The organism is Paraburkholderia sp. UCT2 (assembly GCF_014397665.1).
Classification (GTDB): Bacteria; Pseudomonadota; Gammaproteobacteria; order Burkholderiales; family Burkholderiaceae; genus Paraburkholderia; species Paraburkholderia tuberum.
The window spans coordinates 15,299-34,793 of sequence record NZ_VZQO01000003.1 but is presented as its reverse complement, the minus strand read 5'-3'; the positions used below and the strand labels follow the sequence as shown (position 1 = coordinate 34,793).

The following is a 19,495-nucleotide window of genomic DNA, read 5'->3' as shown; positions in this document are numbered from 1 at the left end:
CAGCTAAAGGTGCGCGCGGCGAGGATCTGCGTTTCATCAGTCGAGTCCCTCGTGCTTCATGGCAAGCTGGACGGCCGGACGCGCGCGCATCAGTTCGGCAAAGTTTCGCAATTTCTCCGGCACTTCGATGCCTACCTTGTTGGCCCAGAGCAGCATCGTGAACAGATAGGCGTCCGCCACACTCGCTTCGCTGCCGAACAGGTAATCGCCCTTGAACATGGTGGCGATCAACTGGAAGCGTTGACCGAGCTTCTCGCGCGCTGCCGTTGCTTCAGCATCCGAAGTGGGTTTGAAAACACGGCCGAACTGTTTGTGGATTTCCGTCGAAATGAACGCGAGCATCTCGAGCAGGCGCAGGCTACCAGGTTCGCTATTCGGCGCAAGGGCAGGCTTGCGCTGTGCGACCCACGAAAGAATCGCGATATTCTCGGTAAGCCGTTGACCATCATCCATTTCGAGGGTTGGGACGTAACTCTTTGGATTGATCCGATTGAACTGCTCCCCAGTCTCGGTCTCCTTGGACTTCAAGTCGACGCGAATCCTTTCGAAAGTGAGATCGGCCTCATGCATTGCGATATGGTCGGCGAGGCTGCAGGCACCAGGCGAATAGTAGAGTTTCATGATAGGGGCCCCTTTTCGTGAGATGAACTGAACCGTTTCAACGCAGCAAAGGGCGTGCCGCCGCCGTCGACACCTGGAACGAGAGTTCGACGTCGAGCGTCGATTGCGATGGATGAACTTTGGCATAATTGCCGCATCGCTGCGCCGGGCACTGTCCGTTTTGACTCGCGCCAGGTCCGCAAGGATCTTTCGTCATGGTTCGTGGAGCGGCTTCAGATAGCTTGAATTAATGTAGCCTCCGAACCCGGATCGCAATCGCAGCAGGGCAGGGCGACGGCCAGCACAGGAGAGACCATGCGGTCGGAAGTGAAGTCCGGCGTGCGCCTGAGACGTTATGCAATCACGGTGACGGCCGTCATCGTTGGCCTGCTTGTCGTCGGACGCATCACCGGCATCCTGGTCAACTGGCTGTGGTTCTCTTCGATCGGCTATGGTGGCGTTTTCTGGACCATCCTCTGCGCGAGAGCGCTGCTGTTTGCCGCGGTGTTCGCAGTCTCGGCGTGCGCGATATGGCTGTCTGGGATTTTGGCGCATCGTTACGCGAGGCGCGTCGATGTCTTGCGAGCTCAATCTGTTGATCGATCGGGTCCGACGGAAGTTGCCGTTGAATTGTCTGAACTGATCGCGCCGCACGTTCCCTGGCGCTCCAGTATTGCCTGCGCCGCGGTCGTCCTGGGGTTGGTTATTGCCGCTAGCGAAATCTCGAGCTGGGACCTCGCGCTTCGCTTCATTTATCAGGTCCCTGTTGGCGAACGCGATCCGATCTTTGACAGGGATATCGGCTTTTATCTGTTCTCGCTCCCCGCGTATGTCGCACTCAAGAACTGGCTGCTGCAGCTAATCTTCTGGAGCGCGATCGTGGCAGGTGCTGTCTACGGGGTGCGCGGTGACATCGCGCTGGAGCGGCCACCACGCACGCTCTCGGCCGCCCCCCTCACTCATGGTTCGGCACTGCTCGGTTTGTTCTTTGCGGTGAAGGCCTGGTCGTGGTGGCTCGACCGCTTTCTGCTGCTCTATGGCGACAACGGCGTCGTGGTCGGCGCCAGCTATACCGATGTCCACGTCGAGTTGCCGGTCCTGTGGATGCTTGTGGGCCTTGCCGCGGCCTCATCCGTTGCCCTTTGGATCAACATGCGCCGACGGAGCCATCTGCAACCCGTCGTTCTCGCGCTGCTCGTATTCGGCAGTTCGTTTGTGTTCGCTGTGATCTATCCATCGCTGTTTCAGCGCTTCTATGTCAAACCGAGCGAGCTGAAACTGGAAACACCCTATATCGAGCACGCCATCGCGCTAACGCGACAGGCTTACGGCCTCGCAAAGATCGAGGTTAAACCGTTTGAGGCCGAGAAGGGACTGACTCTCGACTCGCTGCAAGCCAATCGGGCGACCATCGACAACATCCGGCTATGGGATGTGCAACCGCTGATGGATACCTATGCACAGTTGCAGGAGATCAGGACTTACTACAAATTTCTTTCGGTGGACATCGACCGCTATCAGCTTGACGCCGGATACAGACAGGTAATGCTGTCGGCGCGTGAACTGGAACCGGCGATGCTTCCGACCAACGCCCAAACCTGGGTGAACCTGCGCCTTATCTTTACTCACGGCATCGGCGTCGTGATGTCGCCAGTCACCGAGAAATCCACCGAAGGCTTACCGATTTTCTATCTGCACGATATTCCGCCAGTCTCCAACGGCGGCCCGGCCATTCGCGAACCACGTCTTTATTTCAGCGAAGGCCGGCAGGACTACGTCATCGTGAACGGCAACGTAGCTGAGTTCGACTATCCCCAACGGCCGACTAATGCCTACACGACATATAGCGGGCGCGATGGCGTCAGCATCGGCAGTGTGGCACGCCGGAGTCTGTTCGCCTGGCAGCTCGACGATCCGAACATCCTGCTGAGCGGCTATATCACAGACAAGAGCCGGATCCTGCTTCATCGCAACATTCAGGACCGCGTGCGTACGATCGCGCCATTCCTGACTTTCGACCATGACCCCTATGTCGTCGCAAGCAATGGGCGCCTGTTCTGGATCCAGGACGCCTACACCGTCAGCCGGTGGTTTCCTTACTCCCGGCCGGGTTTCGGCGACGGCGCCAATTACATCCGAAACGCGGTCAAGATCGTGGTCGACGCATATAACGGCACGGTCGATTTCTACGTCAGCGATCCCGCCGATCCGCTCCTGCGCACATACGAGCGCATCTTCCCGGGTTTGTTCAAGCCTTTGGACGTGATGCCACCCGGGCTGCGAAAGCATATCCGCTATCCCGAAGATCTGTTCCTGATCCAGGCGCAGCTCTACCGCGCCTACCATATGGATGCGCCGGAGATCTTCTACAACCGCGAGGATCTGTGGCAGTTTCCCCGGGAGCTGGTCGGAATGGATGGCGGAAGCACCGCCAGCACGATGCCGCCGTATTACACGATCATGCGACTCCCCGGCGACGCACGCGCTGAGTTCATCCTCATGCTGCCGATGGTGCCGAGCCAGCGCGAGAACATGATTGCCTGGCTGGCGGCGCGTTGCGATCCGCCCGGGTACGGCAAGCTCGTCGTGTACACCTTTCCCAAGGACAAGCTGATCTATGGACCGTTTCAGATCGAAGCGCGGATTCAGCAGAATACCGAGATCTCACAGCAGATCTCGTTGTGGAACCAGATGGGCTCACGCGTCATTCGCGGTCATCTCGTGGTCGTGCCGATCGAGAACTCGATCCTCTACGTTTCGCCGCTCTATTTGCGAGCGGCGTCCGGTCAGTTGCCGGAGTTGAAGCGGGTGATTGCCGCCTATGGGGACCGTGTGGTGATGGAGAACACTCTGGATGAGGCGCTGGCGGCGCTTTTCAGTGAGACCGCACAAGCGGCATCGCCAGCCCGAGGCAGCGTGGACGTTCGCGCGAGAGAGGCACTTGTCCACTATGACCGCGCCATCGAGCGACTGAAGGCGGGAGACTGGAGCGGCTTCGGCGCGGAACTGGATGCCCTCCGGCCGTTGCTCGAGGCACTCGGCGCTGGCCGTTCCGATGATCGGAAGTGACCAACGGGACGATCAATGCGGCTCGCCGAGGCAAGCGTCGGCAACATCGACGATCGGCTCGCTGTCGGCGTGAGCTTGAGGAAACCGGTCAACGCACTTGATCTGAACGTAGGTCCACCACGTTCCCGGTGGATCGTGACCCAGCCACAACACAGTGGCTGCGACCTTGGTTCGCAGCCCCCATTGGCGCCAGTCAGCACCCGTTGGCGAAAAGTTTCCGTGAATGTCCTTGTACAGGTTACGGTCCAACCCGTATCGCTTCAGATAGGGCGGGGCGATGCGCTCGTCGGGCGTAGCCGGCTCGCCACGCGCGATGTCCGCTTGCGCCAGGGCCGCGTCCCGGCGGAAATCGCTCACGGCACGGCCGACCACCGACAGCTCGAACAGCAATGCCCCGCCAACTGCCATGCAAGTCGCGATAATGCAAAGCGAGAGCGCCCAAAGCACCCGCCTTCTGGTCGTCGGTGTCTTCATCACTGTCGACCTCCTACCGGCATCGGGATTCGCCGCCATGCCCGGCGCTTCGTTCGCCATTCAAATGGCCGCTCGGCTTTGTCGCAACGGATTTGAGATGGTCGACGGCAGTCGTGTCAGACAGAGCGGCCCCCTTGCCTCGTCAGCAAGAGCCAAGCCGGTTCGCGGTCCGGTACGGGTACTTCAGGCCCTTTGTAGAAGGTCAATCGCCTGTTCGGCATCGTCCAACGAGTCGACCGCGAGATACGCAATGAACTGCGTGCCAAGTACAGCGGCCGAGACGCCGCGAAGGTTGATCCCCCCATCCGCCAACGTCTGGGTCAATTGCGCGATGATGCCCAACTGGTCCAGACCCATTACACGGACGGAGTGAAGGCTCGGGCTGACGCTGAACCCCGCCTGTGTGGCGGCACGGATCGCACTTTCTCCCTCTAGCGGAGCGACAAACACGACTCCCTTACCCGCTGCCTCTGGCGTTCGACGTGCCACGACGAACTGCAAGTCGACACCAGCATCCCGCAAGACGCTTAAGACCTTCGCAAGGCCTCCCGGTTTATCGTCGATGGTAGCTGCCCAAACCTCGACCCGTTCCACGCTCAGTTCCATGGCCGTCCCTCCCGGCTCGAACCTCATTAGAAAAATCTACTTCACGAACGCCGTGCCGGCAAGGACTGTCGGACTACGCGCCGGTCGGCGATCCGTGTCCAACTTGCTGCTACTGAGCATCTGTATCAAGATCAAGTCGCCTCATCACAAACAGGCGATTCTCATGACAGACGATCCCGATGGCGATCCTGCTACCGATCCCGACAAACTGAAAGGCCCAGGCGGCATGAGTTTGAGGCAGATCCACGAACAGGTGCAGAAGTCCGTCCAGCGCGACTGCGAAGCGCAGACTGCGCGCCACGCGCCCGCTCCACCGCAAAGCCGGTGGCAGCGGTGGGTTCGCTATGTATGGGGCCGTAGCGGGCGGCGCTAACCGCAGTGTGATCAGGACGTGCCGGTCGCAGACCAGACTCGTTGCATCGTGAAGTCCGCATTGCATCTACCCGGCTACCCATTTGGGTGGTGTGGGCCCCCCGTCGTTCTGTCATTGTGAACCCGTCGTCACAACGCTAGCTGGACAGGCGAACAAACGTCGACGCGAAGCACTGGCAGGTCGCACGCAATTGACAGGGGGCTTGAAATGGAAACCACATCCTCGAGCGGAAATCCTTTGATGGATCTCTCGGACAATCTGGCAGACATCGTCGCGCGAGTCGGGCGGAGTGTCGTCGCAGTACACGGCCGACATCGCATGCCGTCGAGCGGCGTAATCTGGCGACGTGGCGTCGTCGTGACGGCTGCACACACGCTCAGGCGTGAGGACGGCATCGAAGTCACATTGACCGACGGCCGTACGGTCGCCGCAGTCCTCGCGGGCCTGGATCTGGGGTCCGACGTCGGCGTGCTGAAACTGGACGGCGTGGACCTCGACCCGATCGATTCTGGCGACGCCCACTCACTGAAGCCGGGTCATCTTGCGCTCGCCGTCGCACGTGCGGACGATTCCGGCGTCAGCGCTGATTTTGGCGTGATCGGCAGCATAGGTGGTCCCTGGCGCACGTGGAAAGGCGGACAACTCGATGCGTTCGTGCGACTGGACGGCGGTCTGCGCCCGGGTTTCTCAGGGGCGGCCCTCGCCGACATGCACGGGCAGGTCGTCGGCATCTGCACCTCGGCACTGATGCGCGGCGCCGGCATCGTGATTCCGGGGATGACCGTGGAGCGTGTCACCGATGAACTGTTGGCTAAAGGGCGCGTCTCGCGGGGCTACCTTGGTGTCGGCACGCAGCGGGTCGGCCTGCTGGACGCCTGGGTCAATAAAATGAACCTGTCGTTCAGCAGTGGATTGCTGATCAATTCGCTTGCGCCGGGCGGCCCTGCTGAGCAGGCGGGCGTGCTGATAGGCGATGTACTGATCGAACTGGACGGCAAGCCTTGCCGCGACATGGGTGACGTGAGTGCGGCGCTCGGCTCCGCAAGCATTGGGCAGCAGTTGCACATCGCCTTGATCCGAGGCGGTGAACGCCACGCGTGTTCGGTAACGGTGGGCGAACGGCCCCAACGGAATTCGTGCAGATGACGTCCGGGAAGCGACCAAATGTCGGATGGACAGACGATACGGAGGGCGCCTTTACGGGTCGTAGTGATTGCGGCATCGTGGCAAGAGCGCGCAAGCCTGCAAGCGCTTGTCGAGGCGAACCCGGCACTTGAGTTCCTGGGTAGCGCGCCCGACGCCGAAAAGCTCGTCGATTGCCTCGCCGGATCGGTGCCGGATGTGGTCGTCACCGACATCGCGCCGGAGGCGAGCGATGCGCTCAGGACTCTACTCGAACTTTCGCCCGCGTCACCGTCGCTCGTCCTGTTGAGCGACGACCCGGACAGCGACTGGATCTTCGATGCGTTGCCCGCCGATGCGGTGGCTATCCTGCCGCGCAACGCGGTGCCAGCTGAAATCGTCGTGTCCATCGAAGCCGTCGCCGCAGGCCTTTGCGTGCTGACGCCCGACATCCTCGCAAGGCTGCTGGCCGAAACAAGACCGTCGCGCCAGAAGGGATCCGGCGAACCGTTCGAAGCCTTGACGTTACGAGAGATCGAAGTGCTGGCGATGCTCGCCGAAGGACTCGGCAACAAGGAGATCGCGCGGCACCTCGACATCTCGGACAACACGGTGAAATTCCACCTCTCGTCAATCTTCGGCAAACTCGGTGCGACCAACCGCACCGAAGCGGTGATGCTCGGCATGCGGCACGGATTCATCATGGTGTAGACAAGCTCGCGTTTCTCTACCCACGACACTAGACGACGTCATGCTCGAACGTTTTCCACCAACGTGGCAATCTGCACGAACTCGACATCAGGGCGTACCCCGTAGAGACCGGTGACCCGGTCGAGCAACTCATCGGTGAAGAACGCCTTGGCTGCGTCCTCTGATTCCCAAACGTAGAAGTTCGTGGCCTCACGCTTGGCGGAATTGAGCGTGAAAGCCTTTGAACGTAGCCCTGGCATTCCTTCAAACCTTGCACGTGCGGTCTCGGCAATCGTCCGCACGGCTCGTTCATCGAAATTGTCGCCGTAGCGAAACGTAACGAATACACCGATCATGTCGTACTCCTTTGGAGGCTGTTATCAACATTAGCTCCGACGGAAGAGTCCGTCTAGACGAGAACTGCACGCGCTCGGACTCGCGAATGCAGGTGTGGCCGCGCTTAGCTGGGTTACGTCAGTTCAATACGCTTGTTGTCAGGCGGCTCGCTCGATTGCGGGCGAGAAGGCGGTAGCGCAGACCTCCGGTTGCCTCGCCAGACGCGCCAGGCAATGGCCGGGCTCAGCAGCGACGGCGGCGGGACCATCAGGTTGACTACCTTCAGAAACGCGGTTGCCAGCGTGCTGTCGCGGGTTGCGGCAACATGAAGCCAGCCGATGTACCAGTTGATGAAACGCAGCATCGGCCGCCGCGGGCCCTTGACGAGCGGATTGCGAAGGTCGTTGCCAACCGCGATGTCCCACGCGATGTCGACGATTTTCGCGGCCTGCCTGAAGAACCGCCGCGCAAGATCGTTCGAGCCCGCGCAACGCAGACACTGCTGCAGCGTCAGCGCCTCCTGCGCCGCGACCGTCATGCCCTGTCCGTAGACCGGGTTGAAGCTGCAGATAGCGTCACCGAAAACCAGGTAATTCCCGGGAAAGCGTGCAAGCGTCTCGTACCGGCGGCGCAGACTGGAGACGTAGCGGTAGCGCCTGTAGCCGCTCAACGGCTCCGCTGTGGCGACAATGTCATGAATTTCCATGGTCGGCAGCGTCGCCAGATACGCGAGAAAGCCCTCATCGTTGTCGGGTGCCTCGTCGCCGAGAAACCCCCCGGTACTGACGATCCAACTGTCGCTCTCCTGTGCGAGGATGACGCCGTTGCGCCAGTTCGGCTCACTCCCGGCGACGATGATGCCGAGCTTGCCGTCAAGATCAGTCGGCCGACGTCGATAGGTCCGGGTGGTGTAGCCGATGCCGACCTCGACCTTCTCGCTGACGGGAGGTCGGTAGCCGAGCTCTTCGAGCCACATCGCGCTGGACGAGCCGCGTCCAGTCGCATCGACGACAAGGTCCGCGTCGACGGTCTCTTCGGGCCTGCCTTCGGCACGTATGCGCACACCTGTCACGCGCTCGCGGGCAGAGTCGCTGGCGAGCCCTCGCACTGCGCAATTCTCGATGGCGCGCACGTTCGGCAGTTCCAGGAGCCGCCGTCGCAGATGGCCTTCGAGCACGGGACGGCTCGCAAGCAGACCGGTCAGGTCGCTCTCGCCATTGGCAAGCGTGACGTTGCGTCCGATCCAGAGCAGATCGTTAGCGACATCGCCGAGCAACCCGCCGCTCTCCGCGACGACCTCACTGTTATATCCGGGAAAGAATTCCTCGAGCACCGCGCTGCCGCGGGCAAGAAGCCCATGAGTGTGACGACCCTGCGGGACGCCTTTGCGCCAGGTGTCCGCTGCCGGAAACGCATCGCGTTCGAGCACGGTCACGGCGGAATAGAAATCCGATAGCGCGCGTGCGGCCAGCAGCCCACCCATTCCGGCGCCTATCACGATCGCATGCTTACCCAGGTTCTTCATGGCAAAGCCTCCAGTGCGATTCGCCGCAATGAGTGCAGCGATGATCGTCTGCCGTGCATGGTAGGATCGACGCGTCCCCTGAGCGTCCCCTGGACGCCGTCATGGAGGGTCGCACTACGATGGCTCTATTCAGCGTGCGGACGCTTGGTTTTCCGGAGATCCGTCGGGACGACCGGCCGTGTCCGATAGGCTTGCGCAAAGGTCTGGCCCTGCTGGTCTATCTGGCGGAAGCGAAGGGCCCAGTCGGGCGCGACGTCGTCGCGACCATGTTGTGGCCGGATAGTGGCGAAGATGTCGTTCGCGTTCGGCTGCGGCGCCTCATGTACCGCCTCCAGCTCACGCTGGGCGACGACGTCCTGACCACCGACCGGTCGACGCTTCGATGGTCATCAGCGACCGACCTGCAAATTGATTCGCAACTGTTCGAGCAAGCCTGTGACGTCGGCGAGTTCGAGCGGGCATGCCGTCACTATCCCGGCGACTTTCTCGAGGGTTTCTCGCCTGGCGATTGCCCGCAGTTCGACGAGTGGGCTTTCTTTCGCCGTGAGGCCTTGCGGGGTAGGGCGATCCACGCGCTGGAACGGGTGGTGCAGGACAGGCACGCGGCCGGCGACTACGCGGCTGCGGCTGTGCACGCCGGCCGTCTCGTTCAGCTGGACCCATTCAGCGAAGCGTATGCGCGGCACCTCATCCGCAATCTCCTGCTCGCCGGGGACCGGGCTACGGCCGAGCGCCACTTCGATGCCTTGACCCAGCGCCTTCGCGACGCGCTCGATGTGGCGCCGGAAACCGAGACCCGTGAGCTGCTGAACGCCGCCACTACGCTGCCGATCGAGGCCCCGCCGCCGACGCGCTATGTCTCGGGCGGCGGCGTCCATCTCGCGTTCCAGACCTACGGCACCGGCCGCATCGATATCCTGCTGCTGCCTGGATTCGTGTCCCACGTCGAACGGGTCTGGGAGGAACCCCGCTGCCGGACGTTCCTGTCCTCTCTCGCTGAGATGGGCCGGCTCATCCTGCTCGATCGTCGCGGCATCGGGCTTTCCGACCGCGTCGGGTTCAACCCTGGCGTCGACGCAACCGCGCAGGACATCGGCACGGTGCTCGACGCCGCCGCGAGCCGCCGGGTGGTGCTGTTCGGTGCGTCCGAGGGCGGACCGGCATGCATCAAATTTGCCGCTGATCACCCTGATCGAGTCACTGGCCTGGTCCTGTTCGGCTCGCTGGCCAAGGGAAGTGCGACGCCAGACTATCCGCACGCGCTGCAGGCTAGTCAGTATGACGTGTGGCTCCAGCAACTCGTCGCGGCTTGGGGCGGGCCTGCGGGCATCGAAACGTTCGCGCCGAGTCTATCTCGCGATCCTCAGGCGAGAGCCTGGTGGGCGGGCTTGCTTCGGGCCGCGTCGAGCCCGGGAGCCATCAAGGGCGTGCTCGAGGCGTTGCGCGATACGGATGTGCGGGACCTGTTGGGTCGGATTTCAACTCCGGCTCTGGTGCTGCACCGTCACGACGACCACGCCGTTCGAATTGGCGCTGGCCGGCATCTTGCCAGCCAGATCGCACAGGCGCGATACGTCGAACTCGACGGCGTCGATCACTGGTTTTTTGCGGGCGACCAGAGAGCCGTCCTCACCAGCGTCAGACAATTTGTCGGCAGTCTCGCCGCATGACTGGAAATAAACATGCTGGGGTTGCCGCAATGCGTCGAGCCTCATCACGCGCGACCTCATGGATACCGCGTACGATTTTGCCAACCGGCGTTTTCGGGCAGCGCCGATCCTCTATTGCGCCGCCCGACCACGTACGGCCTGCAGGAGGCACCCGGAATGGCTCATGACTGGATCACCAAGCAGCAGCTCGATCAGTTCAAGGGACTGCAACGACTGTATGCCAGCAACCAGGATTTCGATTTCGGCTGGTGGTGTGCATATTTCTGGAAGGAAGCGCGTGCGTCGGGCGGCCGGCTAGATCCGGGTGACGAGAAACTCAAGGCGTTGTTTGTCAGGGTCTATCGCGATCCGACAAAGCCGACAATGAACTTCGTTCAGCGCAAGGCGGCCGGCGCGACCATCGTGGTCCAGCAGGCCGCATCCTGGCCCGACACCGACGCCGACAAACGGGCGGTCCTGGAACTCGCCCTCGAGATCGGCTTCAAAGACATGCCGGGCGGCCCGGCAGCCGGGGGCATTCCGCGTGGCCTCGAGGTGCGGCGCTACTTCCGCAACAAGCTGCGGCTGAGGACGGCGGGCGGTGGCCGCCTGATCCTACCGATCGGATGCCGGGGCGAAGGGCGCGACTTCGCGACGGTCAGGGAGCACGGCGGCGCGCTCAACCGAGTCGATCTCGGCCTCAACAACATGGGACAGCCGTGGCATCCATTCAGCCAGGCACCGCACAAGGACCGGATGTACTTCCGGATCGCGTCGGGTGACAACTGTCTGTTTTCGGTGCTGAGCGTCGCCGAGACCATGAAGCTTTCGGTCGGTTTTCCGCTGATCGAGGACGAGCAGATCTTCAAATTCCCGTCTGCTCTGATCATGCACTGGACTCGAAGCCAACTGGAACAGGCACGCGCTAACGACGTGTTGCTGGCCCGCGTCACCTGCACGGTCAACGGCACGCAGCGCACCGGCGTGTTCCTGGCCACGCAGTCGTACGCCTATTCATTCAAGGTGCTAGGCGACGCGGTGCACACCCAGGACTTTCTCGAAAACGAAATGGGCGGCGTGCAGGACCAGTGCATCGAGCGCGGCGTGCGCGAGGTGGCGCTGCAAGATTTTCTGTTCGGTCTGAAGCTGCGCCGGATTCATCTCGGCCCGACGCGCGGACATGGCGTGATCGCCTTTATCGAACAGGTGCGCTACCAGATGGGCGGCGACTGGCACGAGAACGTCGAGCGCGCTCTGTATGCCCAGCGTCATTTCGACAGTGACAGGCAGGCTGCCGATGCCGTGCTTGATCCGCTCGAAGCGCAGATACAGGTCGGGCGTATCGAAGGCGAACGTCTGGTTGACGGCAACGCGGTCCAGATCCAGTCGATCGACCAGTGGGCGCTCAGCTACGAGCAGTTCCGCCAGGTAATCGACGAGCCACGCAATCAACATTTCGGCCAACCCGTGTACTTCGGCGCGACGAGCTGACGTCGAAGATGTCGGTTCTTCCTTGCGAGCCACCCAGACCGTGCCGCGGTACATCGCGGATGTACCGCAACGCGAAGATCACTCGCTGGGCACGCAGCACCTTGCTGATCCCACCTTGCGCTCGCAGATTCTCGACCGAAGAAATGTCTGCGAATACTGAAAGACCCGCGTTGGGATCGACGTACACCTTCGCTTTTCACCGCGCTACCTATTGCGCGGGCGTTGTATGTGGGGTTGTGCTAACCATAGACCACGCTGTGGCAGAAGCCGGCTCAGTTTCTGCCGCTCGACCGCATTTTCGAGCGCTCATTCGAAGGACTGCTCCAGTTCGTGACCCGCCGGATACTCAACGCGGACTCCTCGGCCATACCCGACGTTCGGCTGTCGGTGTTTGCAAGGCAGCTCTCAATCCCATTCCCGACTCTCGCATGTCGGCGTTTGCGAATGTCCGCGCTCTCTGCGGGCGAACGCGTACTCACGACCCATAGGCGTCCTTCGACCCGGGGCGAGCACGATGTCAGCTTCCAAACTGGAACGGTCTTTTGAGCCTCGGCCTCGCCCGGCGAGTCTCGTCGGCCTTTGCCTTCGCTGCAACTCGAATATGGATCCTGGCTGCAATTGGCGACTCCTGTTCGGCGCTGCGCGAAGCGCGTTGGGTCGCACCGCAACACGCGGCGACACGTTAGCGTTCCTTAATCGAGATTAGTTAAATTAGTTTTTCTCGTCTCAGTAGTGGTGGCACACTGGCGCCATCCGACTCCTCATGTCCCCGATCCGACGCCGCAATTCATCTGATCCAGTGGACCATCCCGTCGACCCGTCTTTGCACCTATGCAAGGTGAGGAGGCAGTCATGGCTATTTATACCGGGAAGCTTGCCAGGTTCTATAGCGCAATTCATCATCGTCGTGAACCGGTCATATACGCGCCCACGATAGTTGCCAGCAATAGACTGGCATTCTTTGCAGCGCTTGCTGACAATCCGTCGTCAGCAGAAGAGCTTGCAAACATAACCAAAACAGAATTGTGCGGCGTGCGTGAGTGGTTGGCCGACCTCACTGCTTCTGGGTATCTCCAGTACGATGCAGCTAGACAGCGGTACTGGATGACCGAACAGCAGGCATATGCGCTCGCCGACAAGGCTGGCAATGCTTTCATCAAAGACGCATTTGCAACCTGGCGCAAAGCGAAGCTATTCGGGAGATGACGCAAAGCGATCGATGCCCCGCCCGTTTCCAATATTCCATATTTGGACATCGAGATCCTCCGGAAGCGTTGCTGGCCCGCGCGGCCAATCAATGAGCTGATTCGGTCAATCTGGGAGCTCGATGGCCCGAGCAACCGCAGGCGAATCAGCCTCGAGCTTTCGTAACCGATGTGAAGCGGTCATTGGAATGGCGAGCTTTCGCATTACGCGGACGGCAGCTATTGGCCGATCCCGGTCCGACGTTGAATCGGGGAAGTAGGCCGCCCTTGATCGGTCCGCCTCGGGCAGAACTCGACCTTGAACTGCCCTTCGATCCAAAGTCCGCTCTACGGCTGGCTCCTGGAGGGATCTGCGTTTCGAATGTCCGCGCGACGCCCGGCGAAGGGCAAAGGGCCCTTCATGGCCATCCAGCGCCAGCGATCCAGCCCGGACTCGACGGCCGATATGCGGTCTCCTGCTCGATAGGCTCGACAAGATGCGCTCTATTGGCGGGGCGCAGCGAGCGCCCGCATCTCCTGTCGTCACACTTAAGCGTTTTATGTGGAATGGTAACAGTCTCCACGCGTGCAAATGATAACATTACAATACGCTTTCATGATCGGCGATTGGAGAGTATTCAATGGTTCTATTTCACCATGGCGCAGCGATTCAAGCGTCAACGATAAGGTACGGCAACACGTTCGTGGCCCGTGCCTGCATCTTGAAGGAGGACGGCGAATCTACCTCATTGGGTGATCTTGGTCAGTTTGCAAGCCAGACCTGTGCATACGAGTTTGCTGTGCGCTGTGCTTGCGCGGTTGTGGATGGCGTACCGATACCTCGCTCCCCGTTCGGCAGATCGTCGACTTTGAACCAGGCAGCAAATAGCTAACGCCGCATTGCAGGATCCGGCAGACATCCCTAAAGCAGTGAACGACTGCCTTCACCGCGACTCCTGCAATCGGTCAATTCAGAAGCAGCCACGGAAACGTGATGTACAAACCGCTGTTAAGCCGATTTCAGTACACCCGCAAGTACGGCAAGCGACGGACATACGACATAACGATCAACCTCGTGCAAAAGGCTTCCGGTGTTTGCGCTTACGCAGCGTGGGTGCATTTCGAAGCTGAATTCAAGGGTTCAGGGCTGATGCTCCCGCTCGTTGCCAACACACTCGATGCCGCTGCACAAGAGGCTCAGATGCGTATCCAGAAGGAGATTGACGATCTGGTCGGCATCGTCGAGTAAAGACGAACGCAAGTGAAATGGTGGTCTGGCTGGAAGACCGTTGCGACGGTGAACCCAAATCCGCTCTCTCGGTGAATCTCTTCTCCTGCCGGTCGAACTGGTTGCAGCGGCCGGCAGCGAACCGCCGTCGCGGCCCGTCCTCGGTACTATCACATCCCGAACTTCCGCAGCCGACCCGCTTCGGTCAGCCAACGTTCTCCAAAGCGGTCGCTCAGCCGCAGTAGCAAGTTCCCGTGTTCATCAGACATCGAACGGTCGATCAGATCGGCCGTGCGCAGACCGGCCGGGGACTCATTCGCTTGAAATATACAGCATTGCTGTATATTATTTATACATACCCTCCCGAGAGGTTTAACGAATTTCTGAAAAGTGAAGGACAGGCATGAACAGCAACGATCCCAAAGCTGTCGTCGAGCGGTTCAATTACGAAGTGATCCGTGACGGCAATCGAGAATGCTTCGAGGCTCTGATGGCGCCCGACTTCGTCAACTGGTCAGTGCCGAATGAGGCGATGCAAGGCGCCGAAACAATGTGGGCGACGTTTACTTCCGTGTTACGCCCAGCAATTGAAGGCATGCAAGTCCACATTCATGAGCAACTATGCGATGGTGACAAAGTCACTACGCGAAAATCGATTTCCGGCAAACATGTCGGGCCACTGCTGGGCGTCGAGGCAACCGGAGAGAACATTTCGATCGATGTAATCGATATCGTCCGCATTCGGGACGGACAATACGTCGAGCATTGGGGCGTCAATACGCTTGCTGCCGTCGTTGCGCGACTTCACAGACAGTCAGTGCTCCCGAAATGAGCCAGGCAGACCGGAACCGTCCTACCATCCGCACCAGTGAAGCCGCAGTTCTAGGTGAATCGATTCGCGATGTCGTGAGCCGTCTCGTTAAGGTCGTCCGCGAGCAAAGTGGTACGCACTCGAACGCGCAGAACGAGACACTTTCGCTGCTGGAACGCTCGGGCCCTGTCAGTATTTCGACCCTCGCCGTGCGCAGGGCGGTGACTCATCAGACTATGCGGCTGATCGTAATGAAGCTGGTCGAACAAGGGTTGGTGACCTTGATGCAGGATGCTGAAGATCGCCGCGCTTACGTCGTGGATCTGACCGATAAAGGGCGAGCAAAGACCGCCCATGAACGATCCACACGTTCGCAATGGCTTACAGATCAGTTGATCAAGAAGACGAGCCGCGAAGAGCGCGCAGCGTTGGAAGTTGCGGTTCGAACACTTAACAAGCTGATTGACTAATCGAACCTCGCGGCATCTCCGTTGCAGATAAGGGTCGACGGTTGACGTAAAGTCGCAAACTGAGAATCAGGCTGGAGTTTGCCGATCGCGAGGATCGTGCAGCAAATTTTCGGTCGACGACGTTCGATCGTCGACGATCTTTATATCACCATCAAACGTCCGAAGTTGGCCGATCACTGCCTCATGCAATCGGCATACATCGTTCGAACTTCACAAGGCAGCGATCGGCGGCACGCGACCCGACTCGGCCATTCGACACGTGATAGGCCGAATGTCTCGTAAGCAATAGCAACGGTCGGTTGGTCGTGCCCTTCCCAGCGTCATCAGCAGTCGGCGAATTTCGGGCGGACCCTGTCCTGCGGCCGCGACGTTGCGCGGCAATTTAAGGTGGTCCGCTGGACGCGCGGCCTATGCGGCCTCGCCAATCGTCTTCAAATGTGCCAACTGCCTTTTTGGCGGAGCGCCGAACATCCGCGCATATTCGCGGCTGAACTGCGACGGACTTTCGTAGCCGACTTCGAATGCGGCGGCCTGCACGCTCATGGACTGCGACAGCAGCAGTCTGCGAGCTTCCAGCAAGCGCAATTGCTTCTGGTATTGCAACGGCGGCAAGCCGGTGAGCGCTTTGAACTGCCGATGAAACGCCGACTCGCTGAGCTGCGCGATTCTGGCAAGGTCTTCCACTCTCATGGGTTGCGCATAATTCGCCCTCATGTTGTCTACCGCGCGCGCGAGCTTGTGCGAAGGGCTCTGGATCGACGCGAGCTTCGCAACTTTGGGGCCGTTTGTTCCCGCAAGGAGCCAGTAGCCGATCTCACGCATGATCATGGGCTGGAGGACGGCGGCGGCATCGGGCGTATCGAGCAGATGCACGATGCGCAGTGCACAATCCATCAAAGGCCCGTCGAAATTGGCGACGAACACGCCGCAGCTTGCATCGCCCGACGGCACTGGGGCAGTCGGCATGTCATTGGCGACCGCACGGATCATCGACAGATCCAGCTGCAAAAGCAGAACCAGGCAAGGTTTGTCCGGGCTGGCCTCGAACACTTGCCCCCGGGACGGCGTTTGGACGCCGACGACCAGCGCCTGCCCCGCCCGATATTCCAACCGTGCGCCGCCAAAACTTGCCCACTTCGCGCCTTGAGCGACGATGCACAAGGCGGGACTCGCGGAGCGCAGCGTCGGCGGTTTCGGCTGATCTGAGCGAAGAATGGACACGCCTTCGAGCGGTGTCGCGTACGGGCTCGTGCCCGGACATCTGTCGGTGTAGCGAAGCGCGGCGGCGGCGAGTCTGCTGGGCATGCTGAACGGTATGATAAGAATGAGGTTGGTACATCATAGGATAACCGAGCAGGATCAGGCAATAACTCGGCAGGTTCGGACATTCTCACGGCAAGAACGGGAGCGGACAATCAAACGTATCCCAGCCAACAGGAGGTGTCAGATGACAACAGCTAACGCTCAACGCGCCGGTTCGAACATTGCGATCGTTACCGGCGGTAGCCGAGGCATCGGCCGCGATACGGTACTGCGGCTTGCCGCCCGCGGCGTCAACTCGATCTTCACGTACAACGCCAATCAGGCCGAAGCCGATGACGTCCGAGCACTCGTGACCGAGGCGGGTGCGAAGGCGATTGCGCTGCAGTTCAGCGCAGATAAAGCCGCCACGTTCGACGCTTTCGTCACGCGAGTGCGAGAAGCACTCGATAGCTTGGGTGCGAAGCGCTTCGACTATCTCGTGAACAATGCTGGCACGTCTTCCGCGTCAACCCTGGAAGCGGGCACTGAAGCCGAGCTCGACGCACAGTTCGCGGTCCATTTCAAGGCGCCGTTCCTGCTTACCCAAAAGCTTCTGCCGTTGATCAGCGACGGGGGACGCATCGTCAATATCTCGTCGGGCCTCGCCCGCTTCGCGTTTCCAGGGCGGGCCATCTACGGCCCGATGAAAGCGGCCGTCGAAGCACTGACGCGTTACATGGCGCTCGAACTCGGGCCGCGCCGGATCACCGTGAACGTCGTCGCGCCGGGCGCGATAGCGACCGACTTTAGCGGCGGCATCGTGCGTGACAATCCACAGGTCAACAAAGCCGTCGCGGACCACACAGCGCTTGGCCGCGTAGGGTTGCCGACCGATGTGGGGCCGGTGGTCGCGGCACTTCTCTCGGACGAGTTCGGATGGGTCAACGCACAGCGGATCGAAGTAGCGGGCGGAATCCAGATATGACGTCCGTTTGCAAAGGCGTCGATGCGCCGCTTCAGTGCAGCGGCGGTTCTGACAGTTCACCCCGAGATTGTTGTGTTCGGTTTAGCTATCAGATGACGCATCCGGCCATTTTCAGAAGGCCTCGTGAATAAATGCAAGGCGTTCGAAGCGGATGCGCAGGCGTCGAAAAAGGTTATGGCCCCGCGCGTCCGGGTGAGACAGCACCGCCAACCCGGTGACCGCTTGTGTAGTGATGCAGCCATTGGAATGTCTCGACGACGTATCGGACGAGGGGCCGTTCATGGCCGGCTACTGCCGAATGCGGTCTACAGTAGCCGAAGCACTTTTCCTTTTCACGACTCTACCGGAGGCGCGCACCGCACGCGGATCGCTTGCAGGCGCGTGACGCATCGTGGCCCGTTGGAGCGGGTGATGCCAACGCGTCCCGGCGAGCTACAACCGATTAAATCTCACAATAGCAGGGTCCACCGGTTTGATGGCATTGGCGTTCTTGCAGGCACATACCATGGAGCCAGCAATGAACACAAACCTGCCTTCCGATTCGTCCCCGCACAGCCGCTTCATCCTCTGGTCGCCGGAGCTGCCGTTGCTGTGATTCTCGCCAGCGGCACCGGCATCGCCGCAATGACCGGTCTGCTTCCGACATCCCGGGCGGTAACGCCGCCGCTGTCGCAAACTGCAGCGGTCGCCGTGCAGCCAGCACGCCGCTCGACTCGGCTCAACCGTATGCGGAGCAACAAGGCACGCGGACCAACACGGTGAGCGAACCCCACGTTCATCACCACCATAGCAGTGCGTCGTCGCCAGCGCCCCCGTACGCGCACGACGATATTTACCGTGATGCCACCCAGCCGCCACCTCGACCGGCTGCCGTCGACCCTAATGCAGGTGAAGTTGTCGCGGTCAACGCAGTCCAAAGGCATGCCGGTCCCGTCGCGGGCTTCGCAACCCGTCACCTCGCCCGTGCGGCAAGCCGCGCCATCATCCGATCAGCCATTGTGCGATCGATGACTGCGAATGAGCGGCTCGTGCGCTCATAGGCATACATGGCGCCCGTCGCGATGTCGAACCACCAGCCGCTCAATACGAGTGCCCCGGCAGTGACCTGCTGGCGGACGATCGGGTAGGTCATCAGGTGCTCGAGTTGCACGAGTACGTTGAGTTGCGACAATTGATCGTGCGCTTTCAAGCTGTCGTCGAGCGGACCTTCCTGTTCGAGGCGAAACGCTGCGTTGTTGGCGTGGCATAGCCATTTATCGAGGTTTGGTGATTTCAGCTTGGCGTGCCTGGAGAATACGGCCTTCATCGCGCCGCACTCCGAATGTCCACACACGACGATATTCGCGACTTTCAACACCAGCACGGCATATTCGATCGCGCTTGCCTCGGAAAGATCTCCGGTAGAGACGCCCTCCGCAGTCGCCGGTGGTATCAGATTGCCCACGTTGCGCATCGTAAAGAGATCGCCGGGATGGGTCGATGCAAGCAGATCCGGCACGACCCGGCTGTCCGAGCACGTTATGAAGAGCGCATCAGGTGTCTGCGCGAGCGCGAGTTTGCTGAACTGCTGCGCGTATTGCGGCAGCATTTTCTCCCGGAATTCAACGATGCCCATGATGAGTTTTCGCATGGTTTGCCTC

General features: G+C 60.6%; 18 protein-coding genes. 11 read left to right on the top strand and 7 right to left on the bottom strand.

Annotated elements, in window-relative coordinates; genetic code table 11:
- Positions 1 to 36 precede the first annotated feature (36 nt).
- Positions 37 to 621 carry a glutathione binding-like protein gene (locus tag F6X39_RS03350; RefSeq protein ID WP_187615557.1) on the bottom strand — a complete coding sequence of 195 codons (585 nt, stop codon included), beginning with the start codon at positions 619 to 621 and terminating at the stop codon, positions 37 to 39.
- Positions 622 to 915: 294 nt separating this feature from the next.
- Between F6X39_RS03350 and F6X39_RS03345 the strand changes: the two genes are divergently transcribed.
- Positions 916 to 3,669, top strand: coding sequence for a UPF0182 family protein (locus F6X39_RS03345; protein WP_187615556.1), 2,754 nt, complete (start codon positions 916 to 918; stop codon positions 3,667 to 3,669).
- Positions 3,670 to 3,681: 12 nt separating this feature from the next.
- Here the strand turns inward: F6X39_RS03345 and F6X39_RS03340 are convergent, their stop codons facing one another.
- Complete coding sequence (locus F6X39_RS03340) at positions 3,682 to 4,143, bottom strand: hypothetical protein (RefSeq protein ID WP_187615555.1); 462 nt, start codon at positions 4,141 to 4,143, stop codon at positions 3,682 to 3,684.
- 183 nt (positions 4,144 to 4,326) lie between these two features.
- The gene (locus F6X39_RS03335; protein ID WP_187615554.1) at positions 4,327 to 4,749 is read right to left on the bottom strand and encodes an ACT domain-containing protein; all 423 of its coding nucleotides are present in this window, start codon (positions 4,747 to 4,749) and stop codon (positions 4,327 to 4,329) included.
- Positions 4,750 to 4,912: 163 nt separating this feature from the next.
- Between F6X39_RS03335 and F6X39_RS03330 the strand changes: the two genes are divergently transcribed.
- The 3 genes from F6X39_RS03330 to F6X39_RS03320 all read left to right on the top strand — a co-directional run bounded on the left by F6X39_RS03330 (position 4,913) and on the right by F6X39_RS03320 (position 6,955).
- Positions 4,913 to 5,122, top strand: coding sequence for a hypothetical protein (locus F6X39_RS03330; protein WP_084754273.1), 210 nt, complete (start codon positions 4,913 to 4,915; stop codon positions 5,120 to 5,122).
- Positions 5,123 to 5,362: 240 nt separating this feature from the next.
- On the top strand, positions 5,363 to 6,268 hold the full coding sequence (locus F6X39_RS03325; RefSeq protein ID WP_187615705.1) for a S1C family serine protease: 906 nt from the start codon (positions 5,363 to 5,365) through the stop codon (positions 6,266 to 6,268).
- A gap of 18 nt (positions 6,269 to 6,286) precedes the next feature.
- Complete coding sequence (locus F6X39_RS03320; protein ID WP_187615553.1) at positions 6,287 to 6,955, top strand: response regulator transcription factor; 669 nt, start codon at positions 6,287 to 6,289, stop codon at positions 6,953 to 6,955.
- 38 nt (positions 6,956 to 6,993) lie between these two features.
- Here the strand turns inward: F6X39_RS03320 and F6X39_RS03315 are convergent, their stop codons facing one another.
- Positions 6,994 to 7,290: a YdhR family protein gene (locus F6X39_RS03315; protein ID WP_018422424.1), complete on the bottom strand. Its 297-nt coding sequence runs from the start codon at positions 7,288 to 7,290 to the stop codon at positions 6,994 to 6,996.
- A gap of 113 nt (positions 7,291 to 7,403) precedes the next feature.
- Positions 7,404 to 8,795, bottom strand: a complete 1,392-nt coding sequence (locus tag F6X39_RS03310; RefSeq protein WP_187615552.1) for an FAD-dependent oxidoreductase — start codon at positions 8,793 to 8,795, stop codon at positions 7,404 to 7,406.
- A gap of 119 nt (positions 8,796 to 8,914) precedes the next feature.
- On the opposite strand from F6X39_RS03310, the gene F6X39_RS03305 reads away from it, so the two are divergent.
- The 6 genes from F6X39_RS03305 (at position 8,915) to F6X39_RS03280 (ending at position 15,628) form a co-directional block, all read left to right on the top strand.
- Positions 8,915 to 10,465 (top strand): alpha/beta hydrolase, encoded by a 1,551-nt coding sequence (locus F6X39_RS03305; protein ID WP_187615551.1) that lies wholly within the window; start codon positions 8,915 to 8,917, stop codon positions 10,463 to 10,465.
- A gap of 156 nt (positions 10,466 to 10,621) precedes the next feature.
- Positions 10,622 to 11,935: a hypothetical protein gene (locus tag F6X39_RS03300; protein ID WP_187615550.1), complete on the top strand. Its 1,314-nt coding sequence runs from the start codon at positions 10,622 to 10,624 to the stop codon at positions 11,933 to 11,935.
- Positions 11,936 to 12,787: 852 nt separating this feature from the next.
- Positions 12,788 to 13,141: a hypothetical protein gene (locus tag F6X39_RS03295; RefSeq protein ID WP_187615549.1), complete on the top strand. Its 354-nt coding sequence runs from the start codon at positions 12,788 to 12,790 to the stop codon at positions 13,139 to 13,141.
- Positions 13,142 to 14,113: 972 nt separating this feature from the next.
- Entirely contained in the window at positions 14,114 to 14,368 is a 255-nt protein-coding gene (locus F6X39_RS03290; protein ID WP_187615548.1) for a hypothetical protein, read from the top strand.
- A 382-nt stretch (positions 14,369 to 14,750) separates the two neighbouring features.
- Entirely contained in the window at positions 14,751 to 15,179 is a 429-nt protein-coding gene (locus tag F6X39_RS03285) for an ester cyclase (protein ID WP_184040150.1), read from the top strand.
- Positions 15,176 to 15,628, top strand: coding sequence for a MarR family winged helix-turn-helix transcriptional regulator (locus F6X39_RS03280; protein WP_184040147.1), 453 nt, complete (start codon positions 15,176 to 15,178; stop codon positions 15,626 to 15,628). The genes F6X39_RS03285 and F6X39_RS03280 overlap by 4 nt, the downstream gene beginning before the upstream one ends.
- 408 nt (positions 15,629 to 16,036) lie before the next feature.
- On the opposite strand, the gene F6X39_RS03275 is transcribed toward F6X39_RS03280, so the two are convergent.
- Positions 16,037 to 16,849 carry an AraC family transcriptional regulator gene (locus F6X39_RS03275; RefSeq protein WP_316251644.1) on the bottom strand — a complete coding sequence of 271 codons (813 nt, stop codon included), beginning with the start codon at positions 16,847 to 16,849 and terminating at the stop codon, positions 16,037 to 16,039.
- 226 nt (positions 16,850 to 17,075) lie between these two features.
- On the opposite strand from F6X39_RS03275, the gene F6X39_RS03270 reads away from it, so the two are divergent.
- Entirely contained in the window at positions 17,076 to 17,855 is a 780-nt protein-coding gene (locus F6X39_RS03270; RefSeq protein WP_184009305.1) for an SDR family NAD(P)-dependent oxidoreductase, read from the top strand.
- Positions 17,856 to 18,807: 952 nt separating this feature from the next.
- On the opposite strand, the gene F6X39_RS03265 is transcribed toward F6X39_RS03270, so the two are convergent.
- Complete coding sequence (locus tag F6X39_RS03265; protein WP_187615546.1) at positions 18,808 to 19,485, bottom strand: carbonic anhydrase; 678 nt, start codon at positions 19,483 to 19,485, stop codon at positions 18,808 to 18,810.
- Positions 19,486 to 19,495: the final 10 nt, after the last annotated feature.

Bases quoted from the DNA above. Each gene is read 5' to 3' on its own strand.
- F6X39_RS03335 (WP_187615554.1), bottom strand. From the start codon at position 4,749: ATGGAACTGAGCGTGGAACGGGTCGAGGTTTGGGCAGCTACCATCGAC.
- F6X39_RS03315 (WP_018422424.1), bottom strand. From the start codon at position 7,290: ATGATCGGTGTATTCGTTACGTTTCGCTACGGCGACAATTTCGATGAA.
- F6X39_RS03310 (WP_187615552.1), bottom strand. From the start codon at position 8,795: ATGAAGAACCTGGGTAAGCATGCGATCGTGATAGGCGCCGGAATGGGT.
- F6X39_RS03280 (WP_184040147.1), top strand. From the start codon at position 15,176: ATGAGCCAGGCAGACCGGAACCGTCCTACCATCCGCACCAGTGAAGCC.
- F6X39_RS03285 (WP_184040150.1), top strand. From the start codon at position 14,751: ATGAACAGCAACGATCCCAAAGCTGTCGTCGAGCGGTTCAATTACGAA.
- F6X39_RS03330 (WP_084754273.1), top strand. From the start codon at position 4,913: ATGACAGACGATCCCGATGGCGATCCTGCTACCGATCCCGACAAACTG.
- F6X39_RS03290 (WP_187615548.1), top strand. From the start codon at position 14,114: ATGTACAAACCGCTGTTAAGCCGATTTCAGTACACCCGCAAGTACGGC.
- F6X39_RS03325 (WP_187615705.1), top strand. From the start codon at position 5,363: ATGGATCTCTCGGACAATCTGGCAGACATCGTCGCGCGAGTCGGGCGG.
- F6X39_RS03305 (WP_187615551.1), top strand. From the start codon at position 8,915: ATGGCTCTATTCAGCGTGCGGACGCTTGGTTTTCCGGAGATCCGTCGG.
- F6X39_RS03300 (WP_187615550.1), top strand. From the start codon at position 10,622: ATGGCTCATGACTGGATCACCAAGCAGCAGCTCGATCAGTTCAAGGGA.
- F6X39_RS03340 (WP_187615555.1), bottom strand. From the start codon at position 4,143: ATGAAGACACCGACGACCAGAAGGCGGGTGCTTTGGGCGCTCTCGCTT.
- F6X39_RS03345 (WP_187615556.1), top strand. From the start codon at position 916: ATGCGGTCGGAAGTGAAGTCCGGCGTGCGCCTGAGACGTTATGCAATC.
- F6X39_RS03295 (WP_187615549.1), top strand. From the start codon at position 12,788: ATGGCTATTTATACCGGGAAGCTTGCCAGGTTCTATAGCGCAATTCAT.
- F6X39_RS03265 (WP_187615546.1), bottom strand. From the start codon at position 19,485: ATGCGAAAACTCATCATGGGCATCGTTGAATTCCGGGAGAAAATGCTG.
- F6X39_RS03320 (WP_187615553.1), top strand. From the start codon at position 6,287: ATGTCGGATGGACAGACGATACGGAGGGCGCCTTTACGGGTCGTAGTG.
- F6X39_RS03350 (WP_187615557.1), bottom strand. From the start codon at position 621: ATGAAACTCTACTATTCGCCTGGTGCCTGCAGCCTCGCCGACCATATC.
- F6X39_RS03270 (WP_184009305.1), top strand. From the start codon at position 17,076: ATGACAACAGCTAACGCTCAACGCGCCGGTTCGAACATTGCGATCGTT.